The organism is Enterovirga sp. CN4-39, from assembly GCF_049446235.1.
Taxonomy (GTDB): Bacteria; Pseudomonadota; Alphaproteobacteria; order Rhizobiales; family Beijerinckiaceae; genus Enterovirga.
In genome coordinates this window covers 118714-133726 of record NZ_JBMSEF010000002.1, presented here as the reverse complement: position 1 = coordinate 133726, position 15013 = coordinate 118714, and the positions used below count along the sequence as shown (strand labels likewise).

Sequence of the window (15013 nt, the reverse complement as noted above, 5' to 3'; positions counted from 1 at the left end):
TGGATGACCCGCACCGCTCTCCTGATCGCGGCCGTGCTCATCGTGCCGGCCCCGGCATGGGCGCAAGCCGTCAAGATCGTCGGCATCGGCGCCGTGCCCTGCACGACCTTCCTCCAGCAGGCCTCGGCCGACCCCCGCGCGGGGCGCGAGTACATGGCCTGGGCGCAGGGATACCTCAGCGGCCTGCTGGTCCGCGCTCCGGAAGGTAAGGACGAGAACCTCGACTTGGCGCCGGCCTCGTTCCCGCTGCGGAAACAGGCGGAGTTTCTGCGGATCTACTGCGAGACGAACCGAGGCGCGGACTTCGGCGACGCTGTCGAGAACTTGTATAAGACCTTGCGGGCGCCGCCCGGGTGAGGTCGTCTTCCTTTGTAGGCAGATTCAGCCAGTTGACCGTGGGAGCACCGAGTAGGGTCCTGCTTGTCTCTGTCGTGAAGGCATGGCCGAACACGGTGCCGGGAGGCCTGATTGCCCAAGAACGTCGTGGTCTTCTCGGACGGCACCGGCCAGGACGGCGGCATTAGGCCGGAGCAAAGGTGGAGCAACATCTTCAAGATGTACCGGGCCTCCCGGGTCGGGACGGAACCGGCATTGATCCCAGGGACCAAGTGGTCTTCTATGATCCCGGCCTCGGAACGGAGACCTCCGCGACCGGGTGGACTAACCTCGGGCGCCGTGCCCAAAAGCTGCTTGCAAACGTCGACGGGCGCGGAATCGCCATCAACATCGCCGATTGCTACGAATTCATCATCAATCACTACCAGCCGGGCGACCGGATCTTCCTCTTCGGCTTCAGCCGCGGGGCCTACACGGTACGCTCGGTCGCGAACCTCATCATGCTGTGCGGTATCCCGACCAAGGACGGGGACGGGCCGCTTCCGAGGTTCCGACGCCGAACGAGGCTGATCGCAGAGGAGGCGGTCACGACGGTCCTCGAACACGGCGCGGGACATCCCCGTGGGGAGTTCGAGAACGAGCGGCTTGAACTCGCGCGCCGATTTCGTGAGACCTACGGGTCACAGCACAACACACGCGAGGAGCACCGTTCCAACGTCGCGCCCTACTTCATCGGTGTCTTCGACACTGTGGCCGCACTTGGTGCGCAAGGCGCCTTGCGGACGGTGATCCAGTCGGTCCTGTTCGGGGGAGCGGCGCTCCTCGGAGCGGCAGTAGGCGTCGTGGTCGGAGGACTGCTCGGGCTTCTCAGCTGGGCTCTTGGTTGGTCCTTCCTCTGGGTGTTCATCCCAACGATCCTTCTCGGGGCCGTCGCAGGAGCAGCGCTCATGTGGAAGGCCCAGCGCGGAAAGATCGTGAAAACCATCCGCGACTTCCCGAACCCTGGCCAAGTGAAAACCCATGTGGCTGAGTGGAAGGGCGAGCACTTCGATAGGCTGTTGAGCCGCTTCGTGCCGTATGCCCGTTCGGCCAATGCGATTGACGAGACGAGGGCGGACTTCGCGCGCGTCGGGTGGGCCAACACGGTCGGAGCTCCGGAGACCGTTGACGGCGTCAGGCGACTTCGGCAGGTCTGGTTCGCGGGCAATCACTCCGACGTGGGGGGTAGCTACCCAGAGACGGAGTCCCGCCTCTCGGACATCGCCCTCGAATGGATGATCACGGAGGCCTTGAGCGTCCCTGAACCGTTGCGGGTCGGTCCGGTCATCGTGAACGGCGCCCATCTGGAGAGAAGCGGCGTCGCGGGTCCGGCACTCTTGCTTCACCCGGCCGAGGATGGGCTGCAGCATTGCGAGGTGTCCGGCATGGAGGACACCCTCGACGCCCGGGTGCCATCCTGGTTACGGCGCTTTCTCGGGGTGAAGGGATGGAAGGTGAAGGTCCGCGAGGTCAAGGAAGGGGCGGAACTGCATCCGAGCGTCGCCCGGCGGTTCTCTCTGCCGGACGTTCCGCAATGCGCTGGCAACGGACCCTACCGGCCAAGTGCCCTCAAGGCCTACCCGGGCTTTCGGGAGAGCTACTGACTTCAGGACGTCGCGTCGAGCCGCCGGACTTCGTCCGCCGTTTCGCTCCTAGAGACGAGAACCTCGACCTCACGTGAGATTTCGGTCGTGACCGCGATGGAGTTAGGATCCTGAGAACCGGTCGCGCGGCAGAGTGCGCACCGTGCCTAAACGTCCATGGCGGCGGCGGACCGCGACCACAGCCATGCACCCGCTCGACGCAGAAGGGCGAACAGAGCCGCGAACGTTCGACTTCGAAACACTACGGTTCGACGGGCAGGAGGCTCTGCAAGATCAGCCTCTCTGGACGGAATCCCGTCTCAGCTTCGAGGCAAGAGAAAACCTCGCCCGGCGCCATTGCAAAGGCTGGGAGGTCCGCTTGGCTCGGCACGGGCCGACCTGCGGGTTGATCGTGCGGTACAGCGGAGACAACGTCTACTGGCCCTACGATTCTAAGTTCAGCATGCCGCTCACGTTCGACGGCGACGAACCTTCCATGGACTGGTCATACACCTTGCTTGTTCTCAGCCGGAACCATGTCTGGATGGGAACCGGCGAGTATGGATGGGGCCTCAGGATGCTCGCTGATCTGCTCGCGAGGCCGGACGCCAACCGTCCCTGGATCGACGAGGCCGATGCCGCCGCCCTCGCGGTTGTCGCCGAGACCCGCTGAGACCTTCCGCCGGGCAGGCGCGGTGTCGCACCGGCTGCCTCGCACAATGACCGCATTCGATCTTCGAGACTTCGCTAGGTGTTCGGTCGGCGGAACGCCAACGCACGATGCCCAAGGACGTGACGAGGATCGTGGTCGAGCCCGGCGCTGACCTCTCCACGTGTCATACCGGACGAGCCAGTGAACCGGCTGTGGCGGACTAGAGCTGTCATTCATAAACGACATCATGCGCCATAGTGTCGGTTATACGCGACAAGTTCAGCAACGATCCTTGCAAGCGGCTGTGATGTCGATTATAAGCGACAGTACGGGACTTTCCGTCGCACGGAACAGACATGAGCATCATGGATCGGAAGCGGGGGGCGCCCCTTCCCTACGAAGCCGACCGGGCTCTCAAGTCTCTCGGCCAGAACCTGCGGACGGCTCGCCTTCGCCGTAATCTTACCCTCGACGATGTCGCGAAGCGCATCGGCGTGCACCGCACCACTCTGGCGCAAGCGGAACGGGGCGACCCGACCGTTATGGCAGGAACCTACGTCACTGCCTGCTGGGTGTACGGCCTGACTGCCGAGGTAGCCGAGCTCGCTGCGCCGGAACGCGATGCCGAAGGGCTGGCGCTCGAAGCCAGTAAGGCCCGGTCCCGTGCCCGTCCGGCACTCGGCGGGATGAGCAATGACTTCTAGCGGCTGCTTCGTCTACATCACCCTGCCCGACACGGTCGAACCGGTCGTCGCCGGTCGCTTCGAGCTCCTGACATCGCGCACGGGCAGCACTGTCGGCCGCTTCATCTACGGCAGGAGCTATCTCGCTCGCCCGAACAAGGTGCCCATCGATACGCGACGGCTCGCGGTCCTAGATGACACCGTGAAAGAGATTGCCGGAGCGAGTGCCATCTTCCCCTCGCTACGGGATGCCGCTCCCGACCGCTGGGGCCGTCTGGTCATCGAACGCGAGTTCGGCGGGGAGCTCGACGAGATGGGCTACCTGCTGAATTCGCCCGACGACCGTGCCGGTGCGCTCGGGTTCGGGCTGAACCCGAACCCACCAGCACCGCTGCGGGCTTTCAATCGAACGCTACGCCTCCCCGAGCTCCTCGATGCTGCGGACGAGCTTCTCCGCGGCGACCCGATAAAGGACACACCCGTCAATCGGCAGGTGCAGAAGCTGCACCTTCTCGGAACCTCCATGGGCGGCGCTCGTCCGAAAACCGTTGTCGAGGACGACGAAGGCTTGTGGCTGGCCAAGTTCAGCCGGCCCGATGACGCGTGGGACAATCCTCGCGTCGAGCACGCCATGTTGGAGCTCGCGAGCGAGTGCGGGATCTCTGCTTCACGCTCCAAAGTCGTTCAGGTGGGCGAGCGACCCGTGCTGTTCGTCAAGCGGTTCGACCGCGAGCGTGTCGACGGAGGTTATCTGCGCCACCGCATGATCAGTGGCATCACCTTCCTCGATGCGAGCGAAACCTCTGCTGACCGTACGCGGTGGTCTTACCCGCTCTTCGCGGACGAACTCAGGCGCCGAGACCTCAACGAGGAAAGCGCCAGACGCGAACTGTTCCAGCGCGTGGTCTTCAATGCCCTCATCTCGAACGTTGACGATCACCCCCGCAACCACGCCGTCATCGGCGACGCACGAGGGTGGCGGCTGGCCCCCGCCTACGACCTGGTGCCGACGCCCATGGTCGCCCAGGACGGTCGAACCCTCGCCATGGAAGTCGGAACGGACGGACGGCTCGCCACGCGAGATAACCTCATCTCGGAATGCGGCCGCTTCGCGATGGGGCAGGACGAAGCGTCAGACCTGATCAAGGACCTGCGCGATCTCGTCGAGGCGCGCTGGTATGGCGCGTGTCGGGCCGTAGGGGTGTCACCCGCCGATTGCGAGCTGATCAGGTCCGCATTCGTGTATCCCGGCTTTCAATGGACCGAAACGCCAAACGACGAGAGTGTTCGACAGCCGTGAGGGCTCGACGGCTTCTCCGTCCGACCTGAGTTCGTCGAGACCCTGCCCACGACGGATCCTGCAACCTGACCGCCAGATGCGTGTTAGGCGTACATAGCCCTGGTCTTCGCTTCCGTCGGCGCCAGGCCGGGGACGGCTCAACCGACGGATCTCACGCCGGCTGGAAGTCCGGCAGGAGGATCACGATGGCTGGAAAGACGACCTCGCCCAAGGCAGCATCGTCCGCGTCCAAGACGCTGAGCAGCGGATCGACCGGATCGAAGAGCAAATCGGCGGCAGGATCGGCGCTGTCCCAGAAGGAAAGCACCAACACGAAGAACACCTCGTCGGGGGCAGCGAGCAAGGCTTCGAAGACGCTAAGCGACGGCCGCTCGTCCAAGGCAAGCAAGTCTGCCGCAGGCTCCGCGCTCAGCCAGAAGCGCTGAAGCTGAGCGCCAGGTCACTGGACCGAACCTCTCGAATTCGTGGAGTACCCCGTCACGCCGGATGGCCGGTACTTCGTGGTACGTGGCCGGCTATGGCGAATGTCGAACCCGAGCCTCGGGGAGGACCAGCGTCAGGAGCTCGTGCGGCAGTTGATGGCAGCCCGTTGCGCGGTCGGGGTGGCGAAACGCGCCGGCGACTGCGAAGGAGAGGGTACGGCACGGGGCAAGGTCAACAGCTTGAAGCGGGCACTGGGCGAGCGTGGGCCGGCATGGTGGGAGGACGGAGCGCCTGACCTGAACCGAACCATGGTGAAATCGTCGATTTATGCGACGTGGTATGACGGGCTGACCGGGAACGACGGCCCAGATCAAATCTAGCACTCAGCTGCCGCGCCTCCTGCCTCAGACCGTATGCGGCGCCGGCGTGCTCCAGCGCGGATCACCCTCCCATCCGTCAGGAAAGCCCATGCCCGACAGGGTCACGAAGGTGGGACGCTCCGCAATGAGAAGCTTGAGCCGGTGCGCCCACGGGGAGGTCGGATCGATCTCGGCCAGGAGATGCCTGATGATCCCGCACAGCACGTACAGACGGTCGGCGTCACGCTCGGCCCACTCGCCCCGGTACATCTTCGGCACCTGCGGCTTGATGGTGAAGCGGCGGTTCCAGACCCGGCCATTGTGCGCGCACACGTTTCGACCGAACGCGAGGGCATGAAGCCAGCTCTCCAGGACGTTGTGCTGGACGTTGAACTGACGAGCGACCGCTTGCCTGATGGTACCTTTCGCCCTCCGGTACACCCTCGACACCTTGCCGAAGGACATGACCTCCATGACCATCCAACATGGTGGCCACGCATCCGTGTACTTGCCGTAGAAGTGCTGGATGAAGACCGGGCTGTTGCGGTCGGAGCTATCACCCACACTCTCGATGACGAGGCTCATGATCTCGTCATGCGCACCGCGGTCGAAATGAGCCGGGTCGCACAGCCAGAACGGCCCGCCGACCTGCGCGCCGGCATCGGACAACGTTGCCTTGCTCGCCACCTCGATGCGCTCGAACGCGCGCATGAGAAGCGCCCGGATCTTCCGGTCGAAGTTGTACAACGCAACCACGTCGTCGAAGGTGCGATCCGCACGAAACCGCGCCTCGCTCCCGTTCTGACGTTCGTAGAAATTCCGGAAGTAGCCGGACAGGCGATAGTAGCCGACGTTTCTGATGAAGCGCTCGGCCGCGCCAGGGTCAGGAACCAGCAGCCCGCGCTCGCCAAGGAGCGCCACTTGAGCCGGCACGTCGATGGCCGGCTTCGAGAACGGGACGCCAGAAAAAGAAAAACCCCCCTGAGGCGCTTCCGATGGAGAGGCGTGGGGGGTGTTGTTGCAGCCAATGTCGGGCATCGGTGGGGGTTCGTCAAGCAGGAACGGCGCGGTCTCCCGCTTTGGTGAACGGTCCCCTAGCGGATGCGGCAATCCTACAACTAAGGAGGAGTGCCGGAGGCGGCAAGGCCACCGGGGAGCCCCGGATTTCCGCTTCCTCAGAAGCCCGAACAGGCGAATCGGTCAGGTGCCCGCCGACAGGGCGGATCGGCCTTGCGCACGTGCGGACTTAGCCCACCTTGCCCCTCAGCGGGAGGCACCCATCAACGCCTAGCCGGTCCCGTCCGCCGCCGCCCCGGACCCTCAATCCGCCCGGGCGACCCACCGTCCTCCAGCAGCCCGAAACGACCGTCGTCGAGCAGGCGAAACGATCTGCCGCCGTCCACGCGGACCTGCATCTCCCGACGTAAGACCGCCTCGTCGAGGCCGCCATGCGCAACCGCCTCCGTCCGGCGCCCGGAACTCAGCCCGGCCAGGATCTCCGCGACCCCGAGCGCCCGGTCCTTCGATGCCGCGATCACCGCCGCGGCCTCCTGCATCACCCCGTCCCAAAAAGCTCCCTTGGCCCGCTCTGTCGCCCAGCGCGCCTCCAGCGGTCGCAGCAGAGACTCCATCTCCGCGTCGCGCGCCGGATGTGCGGAACTCCCGCCGTCCCGCACCACGCCACCTCCCCGCCGGAGCCAATCGCCCGGCAACGACCCCACGAAGCCACGCAGGCGCTCAAACTCTTCCGCCTGCTCCGGCGTCTCGGGCGGGGGTGCCGGCGGCGGCGGCCTCGGAACCTGCCACCTCAGCTGGCGCACCTTCAGCGTCAGATCCGTCACGACCTCGTTCAGCCGGTCGACCTCCGCCCACGCCGCAATCGCCTCGCGCTCGTGAACCCGCTCCAGCAGTTCAAGCCTCTTGCGCTCCGCCTCGACGACCTTGTCCGCCTCAACCCTCGCAGCGGCCCAAACCTGCGCCACGAACGCATTCACAGCCCCGGTCAAACCAGCCGGCACCTCGGACGGCAGCTTCCCCGGACGGTAATCCGCATCCACCTTCCATTGCGCCAGAAGCGGACCGATGCTGCCATACGAGCCGCCCTTCGGAAGCTTTCGTCGAACATTGCGGACGGACACCCGCTCGCCAGCACGCCGCAATTCCCGCGCGGCTCTTTCAACCTCGCTCCGTGTCGGCATCGCCGTCCCCTCCACCCGCTGAGAGCTTCGCGGACCAGCCTTTCCAAAGCGTTCTCGGGCGAGCGTAACGGTGCCACGTAGCGCTACGCGTTACTGTTACGGCCGGCGAGTCGCATTTCGCCCAGGCCGGTCCCGTAAACTTGTCCGCATCCGGCCAGGGTGCTGTCCAACAACCCTGGACATATCTCTAGTCACTAGAGCTCCTTCCGTGGCACAATTCGCCTCGTTGCAAAAACGGAGGCGTCATGAACGAGCCGAAGCCGCAGACCAGGGGCGAATTCCAGCCCAAGACCAACGCCGCGCCCGCGCTCCCCCCCGACCGCCGCCGCCGCGCGGCCGTTCGGACCCGCCCCGACCGGCGTTCCCGGATCGCGCCGACGATCCTGGAGCCCGACGTCGAGGACGAAATCCTGCACGCCTCGCCTACGAGCTACGCCGTGGACCCGGACTTCGACGACTTCGGCCAGGACCTGGACGCGGTCCTCGGGCTCGTGCCCGACGCGTTCGCCGATGACGAGGGCAACTGGTTCGGCCTGTAATCCTGACAATTCGTTAACTATAAGCCCACGAACAGAATTGACCAGAGCAGCAACACATTGCATTGTGGCCGGTTTTCGTGGGATAATTCGTTTCTTCTGCTGATGTCGTCATCCGGCTGCACTTGGACGAGCTGAGCTCGCCCGAGCGCGGTCGGATTCCGTTCGAAGGAGGACTTACCCATCTCGATCACCGCCCTCTTCAGCCTAGCCGACCGCAGCGACGCCGCCCACGCCGCCCTGCTGCTCGCCCACGCCAGAAACGCCGAAACCGAAAAGGGCGTCACCCTGGTCAGGATCACGCAACCCGGCGAAACCGCCCTTCCACCCGCCCAAAGACGACTGGGAGACATCCAGGTTGTCGAACGCGAAATCGCCGCCGAGCCCGAGCTCGCATTCCGCGCCGACGAGGACATCGCCGCCGCGCTACGGGACAAGCGCGACGTCGTGCTCGACCTTCCCGGCCCCCTCATCCGCCACGAGGCCCTGCGCGCACGGCTGGATGCTGCGGTCGTGCCCATCGGAACCAACCCGCTCGGCGAACACGCCGCCCGCGTCGCGCTCTCCGGCAACGACCTGGACACACCCGCCGAACGTGCCGTCCACGCCGGATGGGCCTCGCCGAACGCCCGTCAACCGGCACCTGCCCGACTGCTCGCGTGCGGCCGTGGCGGAGGCGCGCACGCGGCGGCCGCCTTCAACCGCAACCTCGGAATCGGCTCTGCGCCGCGCAGCCTGCCGGTCGCCCTCCCGGCCCCGACCCGAGACGAGGCGGCAGCACTCTTCGACGGCAAACCCCTGCCGCACACGCTCCGAACCGGCGCAATCCTTCTCGCCGCGGTCGATGCCGCCTCTCAAAACCCGCAGGCCGATGCCGCCGAGCTCGCAGCCGCCCTGGGCGGCCCGAACGCGCATCCCATCCAGCGTGACAGCCGCTCCCTGCCCGAGCGCCTGCGCGAACTCTCGGACGTGCTCGACGCCATCGCCGACGGCCAGCGCCCCACTCCGGCAGACCTCGCCGACGCCCCCCTCCTGCGAAACTGGAGCCCCGACACCAGAGCGCTCCGGATCGTCACCGGAGAGGTGACCGGCCACCCCGATTTCCCACCCGGCCGGAGGATCTGGACCAGCGATCTCTACGCCGCCGACCCGGCGGGCACTTGGATCCGCACGATGTCCCGCTGGTACCGCATTGCGGAGCCCGCCGGCTCCGCGCCGACCTCGCACTAGCCACTCCCCCAAACCAGCAATGCCCAGCGCCCGGTTCCTGACCGGGACGGCGAAGCTTTGCGCCCGGAGGACCCATGCGAAAGAACACGGCCATTCACGCGCTCGCCGTCTGGCGCTCGCTCCACCCGGACGACATCCGCGCACAAGAACTCCAGTCGGTCCGGGACACCCTCGCCAAGGGACCGCTTCAACTCATGGACCGGCGCTGGCCCGCAGCAGCACGGGGCGAAGCCTTCGCCGCCGTCGGCGTCGGCGTCGACCGCCTGCACGACCGCACCGATCCGCAAACCGCGGCGTTCGATCTCGCCATGACGGCGCTCGTGCAGGCGGCCTGCGGCGGCAACCCGGCAGCCGCCCTCGTGCTCGCCCACGGGCTCGAAGCGCTGGCCCGAGCCAATGGCGACATCCGCGCCGACGCCCTGGCCCAGGCCTGGGCACGGCGCTGCCCGATGGTCGACGCCGTACGGCCCCGCCGGCCGCGCTGAACCGGAGATCCGCCCCTCCGCCCTCACGCAAGGAGCTCCGATGACCAGCGTCCCCCACCACGTCGCGCGCGGGATCGTCCTGCGCGAATTCCCCCGCCTCCTGCGCGCCGCCCATTGCGCTGCAGGCGGCACGGCCGCGCTCGCGCGCGACCTCGTTGCCGAAGCCGGCGCGCTCGATCTCTCACTCGAAGGGCCGCTCGCCCTGTGGGTCGAGCATGGCTGCAGGTTGCCGTCCGGCGAGATCGCCGTCCTCGATGGCCTCGCCGCCACCAGCGACAACCAAGCCGCGCGAGACATCGCCGATGCTCTTCTCATGTTCACGAGCCCGGGCGAAGACGGAGCCGTCACGCGCCGGCTCGCACGGGCCACCTGGAAGGCTCTCGACCGCCTGCCGGAGGTCGGCGCCACGCTGCATCAGCTCGCGCTGGTGTCCGCCGCCGCGCAAACAGACGACGACGAGAACGAGCTCGACGCCGCGTTCGTCACCGATCTCGACACGCTGTTCGCGCAAACCTTCCCGGCCGACCGCGAACGCCGGGCCGCCGCCGTCGTCGCCTGGCGAGAAGCCCTCGGCGAAGCCTTCGACGCCCTCAAGCTCGAATTTCGCCAATTGGCCCTCGGCTTCTCCATCGTGGGCGCCACAGGCACACCGGACCACCTCAGCGACAAGACGCACGGCTACATCGCTGCCGTTCTCGGTCGGGTCGCCACGCAGCCCATCGAGGCCATCGCCACTAAGCGTGAACGGGCGCGGCGCGACCGCCGGACGTCCTGGCCCGACCTCAAACAGGTCCCGACCGAGAAGTCGGTCGAGAAGAAGCCCGCCGATGCGCCCGTGCCCGAAGGCCACGTGCTCGTCTGCGCAGGAGTGGGCGGCAGCGCAGGGCGCCACGGCAGAACGGAATGGGGAAAAGGCTACGAGGACGCGATTGGGCGACCGCTGCCGCTCGTCCCGGTCCCGGATCTCGCCCGGGTCCAGACCGAGCTCCTCGCCGATTTCCCACAAGCAGGGGACGCCATCAAAGTCATCCTCGGCCAAGTCTCGCGCGGACGCTACCTGCGCCTGGACAACCCCATCCTGATCGAAGGCGAACCCGGAGCCGGCAAGTCAAGGTTCGCGCGCCGCCTCGCCGAAACCCTCGGGGTCGGTTTGTTCCGCGTCGACGGTACAAACGACGCGGGAGGTTCTTTCGGCGGAACAGAACGCAGGTGGTATTCAGCCGAGCCTTGCCGCCCCTTCATGGCCGTCGCGCGGCATCGCCAAGCAAACCCGATGATCCTCATCGAAGAGAGCGACAAAGCCGCTGTGCGTCAAGACTACGGCAGACTTTGGGACAGCATCCTGTTGTTCGGCGAACGGGAAAGCAGCGCGCACTTTCAGGACCCTTGCTTACAGGCGGAACTTGACTTGTCGCACGTCCTGATCGTGCTCACGGCCAATCGCCGCGACGGCCTGCCCGGGCCGCTTCTCGATCGCCTCAAGATCGTCACGTTCCCGGCACCCGGGCGCGAGCACCTGCCCGCGCTCGCCGCCTCGGTGCTGCGTGAGATCGCAACCGCGAACGGCGATGACCCGCGCTTCATTGCGCCGCTCGCGGCGTTCGAGATCGACGCCCTGCGCCGCCGCTGGGCCGGCGGCTCCGTGAGGCGGCTGCGCCGGGCCGTCGAAGCCGTGCTGCGGGCGCGCGACAGCCAGCGAGGGCTTCTCCAATGAGAACGGAACCGCCCGCGCAGCAGCCAGGCCTTCCCGGCATTCTCCGCGACGTGGACGACGTCCACTTCCGCCTTTGGGTCCTGACCGACCTGCCTCTCGACGGTCGATCCGACCTTCTTCCGGAAGAAGCTCCGCCCTGCGACGCCATCGTCGTCGCCGGCAGCAGCGGGGCCGCGGGCCTCGCTGGGTCGGTCCGGCAACTCGCCGCCACCTTCGACCGACTGCGCGGCACGCGCGTGCTCGCCTTCGTTCCTGGCGCCGCCGCCTTCGCCGACGGTGCGCCGCTGGACCAAGCCGTCGCCGAAGCGTCGGAGGTGGCCGAGCGGCTCGGGATCGCGCTGCTGCACGACACGACCGTTCGCATCGCCGGCCCGCACGGGATCGGCTTGAACCTCCTGGGAGCGGTGCTTTGGCCGTCCTTCCAGGCCGCCGGGCGGCGGGAGGCGCGCCACGCCCGCCAGCATGCGCGCCACCGCTGGCGCGTGCTGAAGCATTTCCGCGCCAACGGCATCCCTTTCGCCCCGCACGACGCAGTCGGGGCGCATCATCGGTCGCGAGCCTTCATCCAGGACGCGCTCACGAGCATCTCGCTCGGCGAAGGCGGCTTCGGAAACGAAAGCCGTAGCCTCGTGCCGCACGCCAGACCGGGCGACAAGGCCGTCGTGCTGACGGGGTTCCCGCCCAGCCCGCTCTGCCTACCGCGCTGCATCTGGCGGGAAAGCGTCGACCCTCTCTCCGCGGCCTGGCTGACCTCCGACATGGACGAAGACCTGTCGGCACCATGGGCGCCAGCCGCCTGGGTGCACGGCTCGGTGCCGGTCGGCTTCGACTTCAGGATCGGCAGGACGCGCGTCCTCTCGAACCCGCTCGATCCCGCCCACCCCGCGAACGGCGGCGAGCCCGCCCGCATCATCGTCGTGTGAGAGCGTCTCCCCGGCAGCGATGGCCTGTCGCCGATCCCCCGACCCGCCGCACACGATCAACTGTTCGATCCCGCCCTGTCCTGGAGGTCCGACATGCATCTCGACCCAACCGCCGAACCCGCCACCCCAACTTGGCAGACGCCGCGACCGGTCACGATGGGCACCCGGCCGGACAAGCTACTTTGCCTGGATGTCGAGACCGCCGGCGACAAGGCGCTCATCCCGGCCGATTGGGGCGACGGCCTGCCCAAGCCCTTCTGGAACCGGATCGTCTGCGTATCCTTCGTCGAGGCGCGCATCGAGCGCCCCGTCCCGGGCGGACCGGAATCCTACACCGTCGAGCGGGTCGCAAGCGGTGGCGAAGTCGACTGGAGCGAAGCTCGCATCCTCGCCGGCTTCTGGCGCCTCCTCGAACGGGGAAACTACCGGCTCGCGACCTGGAACGGCCGCACCTTCGACCTGCCCGTGCTCCGATGCCGTGCCTTCGTCCACGGCATCCAGACCGCCGTCTGGCATAAGCGAGGCGGCCGTTGGGATGGTTACGCCCAGCGCTACAGCGACGAATACCACGCCGACGTCATGGACCTTCTGTCCGCGCACGGCGCCGCGGCCAGGATGCGCCTGGACGAGGCGGCCAAGGCAGTCGGGTTGCCCGGCAAGATCGGAGAGAACGGCGCCATGGTTGCCGACCTCTACGAGAATGGGGAGCTCCCGCGCATCCGGGCATACTGCGAGACCGACACCATCCAGACCTTCTACCTCTACGCTCGCTGGGCCCTCCTCTCCGGGCGAACGGACCAGGCCGGATACGAAGCATCAATCGCATCCCTGACCCGGTACCTAGAGACGGAGCGGTTTGCGAGGCCTCACCTCGGCATCTTTCTGGATAGTTGGAAGAGCCGCTCCATCGCAACCTGACTTGAGATCCGCATCAACTTAACCCGCCCGCTCTCCGACGAGCGCGCCACCAAAGAAAGAGAGCATTAGGTATAATCGCGGCCAGGCCTACGTAAAACGTCCGTCAGTCTACTTTTTCCTTGTGGACGCTTGGGCTCTCCCCTATGATTCAAAATGGGACGAGGGAGTGGAGACATGATCCCCGAGCGCAGCCTTCGCAGGCTGGAGGAACTGAAGCGGAGCGTCGCCTTCTTCGAGGAGAAGAGGCGCCATGCAGAGGAGGAGATTGTGCGGGCAAAGGTGGAGATCGAGTTGCTCATGCGAGACGATTACCGCCAGGCGCCGATCCCCTCTGCTCCGGCAAGGTCCCACTACGGGTCTGCCGCACCGCCTTCGGTTCCGCGGAGCATGGCCGCTCGGCTCATGATCTCCGCGCTGGAGGAGGCCGGGCCGGCCGGCCTTTCGGGAGGTGAACTGAACGCCGTGGTGATCAAGGGCGGCCTGACCAAGGATGCTGCCGAGAAAGCCAAGGCCCGCATGAAGGAAGCCAAGTACGTCGTTCACGACGGAAAACGTTGGTACTCCCTCTCCGGAGCGCCCCCGGCCATCACAGGCCTCACTGAAAACCAAGGGAGCTAGCGTTGAGAATAGCGAAACCAGCGCGCGGACCGCCGAAAACACAAAAGGCGCACGACATGGTCGCGCGCCTTGTGTGAGCCCATCACCCCGTTGGGGAGTGGACACGTGGACCTCGACGATCTTCCAACCCCGTCAAGGCCCTAGTCCGTATCTCCGACACCGAATTCGCACCCACCCGGGAACGCGATTTCTTCAAGCCTCGGTCGATCCGGCCAGAGGCGGCGTAAGCCGTCCCTGGAATCTGTTCAATACGCCTGTCGGCGCGTTGCGGCAAGCGTTTTCGGACAAGAATGGACCTGATCGGGAGACTTAGCTCCAGGAAGGTTAACAATGTCCGACAACGACTACGTGCAGGTCGACCTCAACATCTTTCAGACGGGCCGGCTCTTCCGTCCGGTTCTGGAAGACGCGGGCGGCGACTTCTACCCGCTCCCTCCGCTCGGCCAGGGCTTCCCGGAGAGCCCGGAAGCCTAATCGCACCAGCCGATTGAGACGGAGAGCAGCATGCACTCGCGTTCGAAACCAGCGCGCGGACCGCCGAAAACACAAAAGGCGCACGACATGGTCGCGCGCCTTTTGTGAGCCCGTCACCCCGTTGGGGAGTGGACACGTGGACCTCGACGATCTTCCAACCCCGTCAAGGCCCTAGTCCGTCTCTCCGACACCGAATTCGCACCCACCCGGGAACGCGATTTCTTCAAGCCTCGGTCGATCCGGCCAGAGGCGGCGTAAGCCGTCCCTGGAGATCCCCTCTTACAGCTGGGTACACTGCCTCGCAACCCTCCGAAGGGCCGAGCAGCCGGAACACCGAGGCATTCCGACCGAAAAGGATAAGGAATGCTGACCGACTTCAATCACGACGACGCCCCATACTGGCTCGACACCCTCCAGGTGCTCGATCCCGACTTCGACGACTGGGGCGATCATCACCCGACAGCGCCGCTGGCTGCCCGCCAGCGCGGGCGCACCGGGCCCTGGCTGTCCGCCTGAGCGCCAGCTGGAGGGTGACCTGCAGG

At 66.4% G+C, this 15013-nt stretch carries 17 protein-coding genes; 14 read left to right on the top strand and 3 right to left on the bottom strand.

Going from position 1 to position 15013, the window contains the following annotated elements; all coding sequences use genetic code 11:
• The first annotated feature begins 3 nt into the window (after positions 1-3).
• The 5 genes from ACO2SS_RS04385 to ACO2SS_RS04365 all read left to right on the top strand — a co-directional run bounded on the left by ACO2SS_RS04385 (position 4) and on the right by ACO2SS_RS04365 (position 4593).
• Positions 4-357 (top strand): hypothetical protein, encoded by a 354-nt coding sequence (locus ACO2SS_RS04385; RefSeq protein WP_423276369.1) that lies wholly within the window; start codon positions 4-6, stop codon positions 355-357.
• 251 nt (positions 358-608) lie between these two features.
• A complete protein-coding gene (locus ACO2SS_RS04380; RefSeq protein WP_423276368.1) occupies positions 609-1979 on the top strand; it encodes a phospholipase effector Tle1 domain-containing protein in 1371 nt (456 codons plus the stop codon).
• Between the two features lie 358 nt (positions 1980-2337).
• Positions 2338-2631, top strand: coding sequence for a hypothetical protein (locus ACO2SS_RS04375; RefSeq protein WP_423276367.1), 294 nt, complete (start codon positions 2338-2340; stop codon positions 2629-2631).
• 335 nt (positions 2632-2966) lie between these two features.
• Positions 2967-3314, top strand: coding sequence for a helix-turn-helix domain-containing protein (locus ACO2SS_RS04370; protein ID WP_423276366.1), 348 nt, complete (start codon positions 2967-2969; stop codon positions 3312-3314).
• Positions 3304-4593, top strand: a complete 1290-nt coding sequence (locus ACO2SS_RS04365) for a type II toxin-antitoxin system HipA family toxin (RefSeq protein ID WP_423276365.1) — start codon at positions 3304-3306, stop codon at positions 4591-4593. Before ACO2SS_RS04370 ends, ACO2SS_RS04365 begins: the two co-directional genes overlap by 11 nt.
• Positions 4594-4744: 151 nt before the next feature.
• Here the strand turns inward: ACO2SS_RS04365 and ACO2SS_RS04360 are convergent, their stop codons facing one another.
• From ACO2SS_RS04360 to ACO2SS_RS04350, 3 genes are all read right to left on the bottom strand, one after another.
• Positions 4745-4972, bottom strand: coding sequence for a hypothetical protein (locus ACO2SS_RS04360; protein ID WP_423276364.1), 228 nt, complete (start codon positions 4970-4972; stop codon positions 4745-4747).
• A gap of 448 nt (positions 4973-5420) precedes the next feature.
• Positions 5421-6308, bottom strand: a complete 888-nt coding sequence (locus tag ACO2SS_RS04355; RefSeq protein WP_423276363.1) for an Abi family protein — start codon at positions 6306-6308, stop codon at positions 5421-5423.
• Positions 6309-6655: 347 nt separating this feature from the next.
• On the bottom strand, positions 6656-7573 hold the full coding sequence (locus ACO2SS_RS04350) for a DNA-binding protein (RefSeq protein ID WP_423276362.1): 918 nt from the start codon (positions 7571-7573) through the stop codon (positions 6656-6658).
• 245 nt (positions 7574-7818) lie between these two features.
• On the opposite strand from ACO2SS_RS04350, the gene ACO2SS_RS04345 reads away from it, so the two are divergent.
• The 9 genes from ACO2SS_RS04345 to ACO2SS_RS04305 all read left to right on the top strand — a co-directional run bounded on the left by ACO2SS_RS04345 (position 7819) and on the right by ACO2SS_RS04305 (position 14987).
• Positions 7819-8112 (top strand): hypothetical protein, encoded by a 294-nt coding sequence (locus ACO2SS_RS04345; RefSeq protein ID WP_423276361.1) that lies wholly within the window; start codon positions 7819-7821, stop codon positions 8110-8112.
• A gap of 444 nt (positions 8113-8556) precedes the next feature.
• Positions 8557-9339 carry a DUF6634 family protein gene (locus ACO2SS_RS04340; RefSeq protein WP_423276360.1) on the top strand — a complete coding sequence of 261 codons (783 nt, stop codon included), beginning with the start codon at positions 8557-8559 and terminating at the stop codon, positions 9337-9339.
• 74 nt (positions 9340-9413) lie between these two features.
• Entirely contained in the window at positions 9414-9824 is a 411-nt protein-coding gene (locus ACO2SS_RS04335; protein ID WP_423276359.1) for a hypothetical protein, read from the top strand.
• Positions 9736-11538, top strand: a complete 1803-nt coding sequence (locus ACO2SS_RS04330) for an AAA family ATPase (RefSeq protein WP_423276358.1) — start codon at positions 9736-9738, stop codon at positions 11536-11538. The genes ACO2SS_RS04335 and ACO2SS_RS04330 overlap by 89 nt, the downstream gene beginning before the upstream one ends.
• Positions 11535-12461: a hypothetical protein gene (locus ACO2SS_RS04325; protein WP_423276357.1), complete on the top strand. Its 927-nt coding sequence runs from the start codon at positions 11535-11537 to the stop codon at positions 12459-12461. Before ACO2SS_RS04330 ends, ACO2SS_RS04325 begins: the two co-directional genes overlap by 4 nt.
• A gap of 93 nt (positions 12462-12554) precedes the next feature.
• Positions 12555-13379 (top strand): 3'-5' exonuclease, encoded by an 825-nt coding sequence (locus ACO2SS_RS04320; RefSeq protein ID WP_423276356.1) that lies wholly within the window; start codon positions 12555-12557, stop codon positions 13377-13379.
• Between the two features lie 174 nt (positions 13380-13553).
• On the top strand, positions 13554-13997 hold the full coding sequence (locus ACO2SS_RS04315; RefSeq protein ID WP_423276355.1) for a hypothetical protein: 444 nt from the start codon (positions 13554-13556) through the stop codon (positions 13995-13997).
• 330 nt (positions 13998-14327) lie between these two features.
• Positions 14328-14471, top strand: coding sequence for a hypothetical protein (locus ACO2SS_RS04310; protein ID WP_423276354.1), 144 nt, complete (start codon positions 14328-14330; stop codon positions 14469-14471).
• A 363-nt stretch (positions 14472-14834) separates the two neighbouring features.
• Positions 14835-14987 (top strand): hypothetical protein, encoded by a 153-nt coding sequence (locus ACO2SS_RS04305; protein ID WP_423276353.1) that lies wholly within the window; start codon positions 14835-14837, stop codon positions 14985-14987.
• Positions 14988-15013 lie beyond the last annotated feature (26 nt).

What these genes read in the sequence shown, in the direction of transcription:
- ACO2SS_RS04365 (WP_423276365.1), top strand. Translation starts at nt 3,304, where the DNA reads ATGACTTCTAGCGGCTGCTTCGTCTACATCACCCTGCCCGACACGGTC.
- ACO2SS_RS04320 (WP_423276356.1), top strand. Translation starts at nt 12,555, where the DNA reads ATGCATCTCGACCCAACCGCCGAACCCGCCACCCCAACTTGGCAGACG.
- ACO2SS_RS04310 (WP_423276354.1), top strand. Translation starts at nt 14,328, where the DNA reads ATGTCCGACAACGACTACGTGCAGGTCGACCTCAACATCTTTCAGACG.
- ACO2SS_RS04345 (WP_423276361.1), top strand. Translation starts at nt 7,819, where the DNA reads ATGAACGAGCCGAAGCCGCAGACCAGGGGCGAATTCCAGCCCAAGACC.
- ACO2SS_RS04335 (WP_423276359.1), top strand. Translation starts at nt 9,414, where the DNA reads ATGCGAAAGAACACGGCCATTCACGCGCTCGCCGTCTGGCGCTCGCTC.
- ACO2SS_RS04330 (WP_423276358.1), top strand. Translation starts at nt 9,736, where the DNA reads ATGGCGACATCCGCGCCGACGCCCTGGCCCAGGCCTGGGCACGGCGCT.
- ACO2SS_RS04325 (WP_423276357.1), top strand. Translation starts at nt 11,535, where the DNA reads ATGAGAACGGAACCGCCCGCGCAGCAGCCAGGCCTTCCCGGCATTCTC.
- ACO2SS_RS04305 (WP_423276353.1), top strand. Translation starts at nt 14,835, where the DNA reads ATGCTGACCGACTTCAATCACGACGACGCCCCATACTGGCTCGACACC.
- ACO2SS_RS04315 (WP_423276355.1), top strand. Translation starts at nt 13,554, where the DNA reads ATGATCCCCGAGCGCAGCCTTCGCAGGCTGGAGGAACTGAAGCGGAGC.
- ACO2SS_RS04350 (WP_423276362.1), bottom strand. Translation starts at nt 7,573, where the DNA reads ATGCCGACACGGAGCGAGGTTGAAAGAGCCGCGCGGGAATTGCGGCGT.
- ACO2SS_RS04385 (WP_423276369.1), top strand. Translation starts at nt 4, where the DNA reads ATGACCCGCACCGCTCTCCTGATCGCGGCCGTGCTCATCGTGCCGGCC.
- ACO2SS_RS04370 (WP_423276366.1), top strand. Translation starts at nt 2,967, where the DNA reads ATGAGCATCATGGATCGGAAGCGGGGGGCGCCCCTTCCCTACGAAGCC.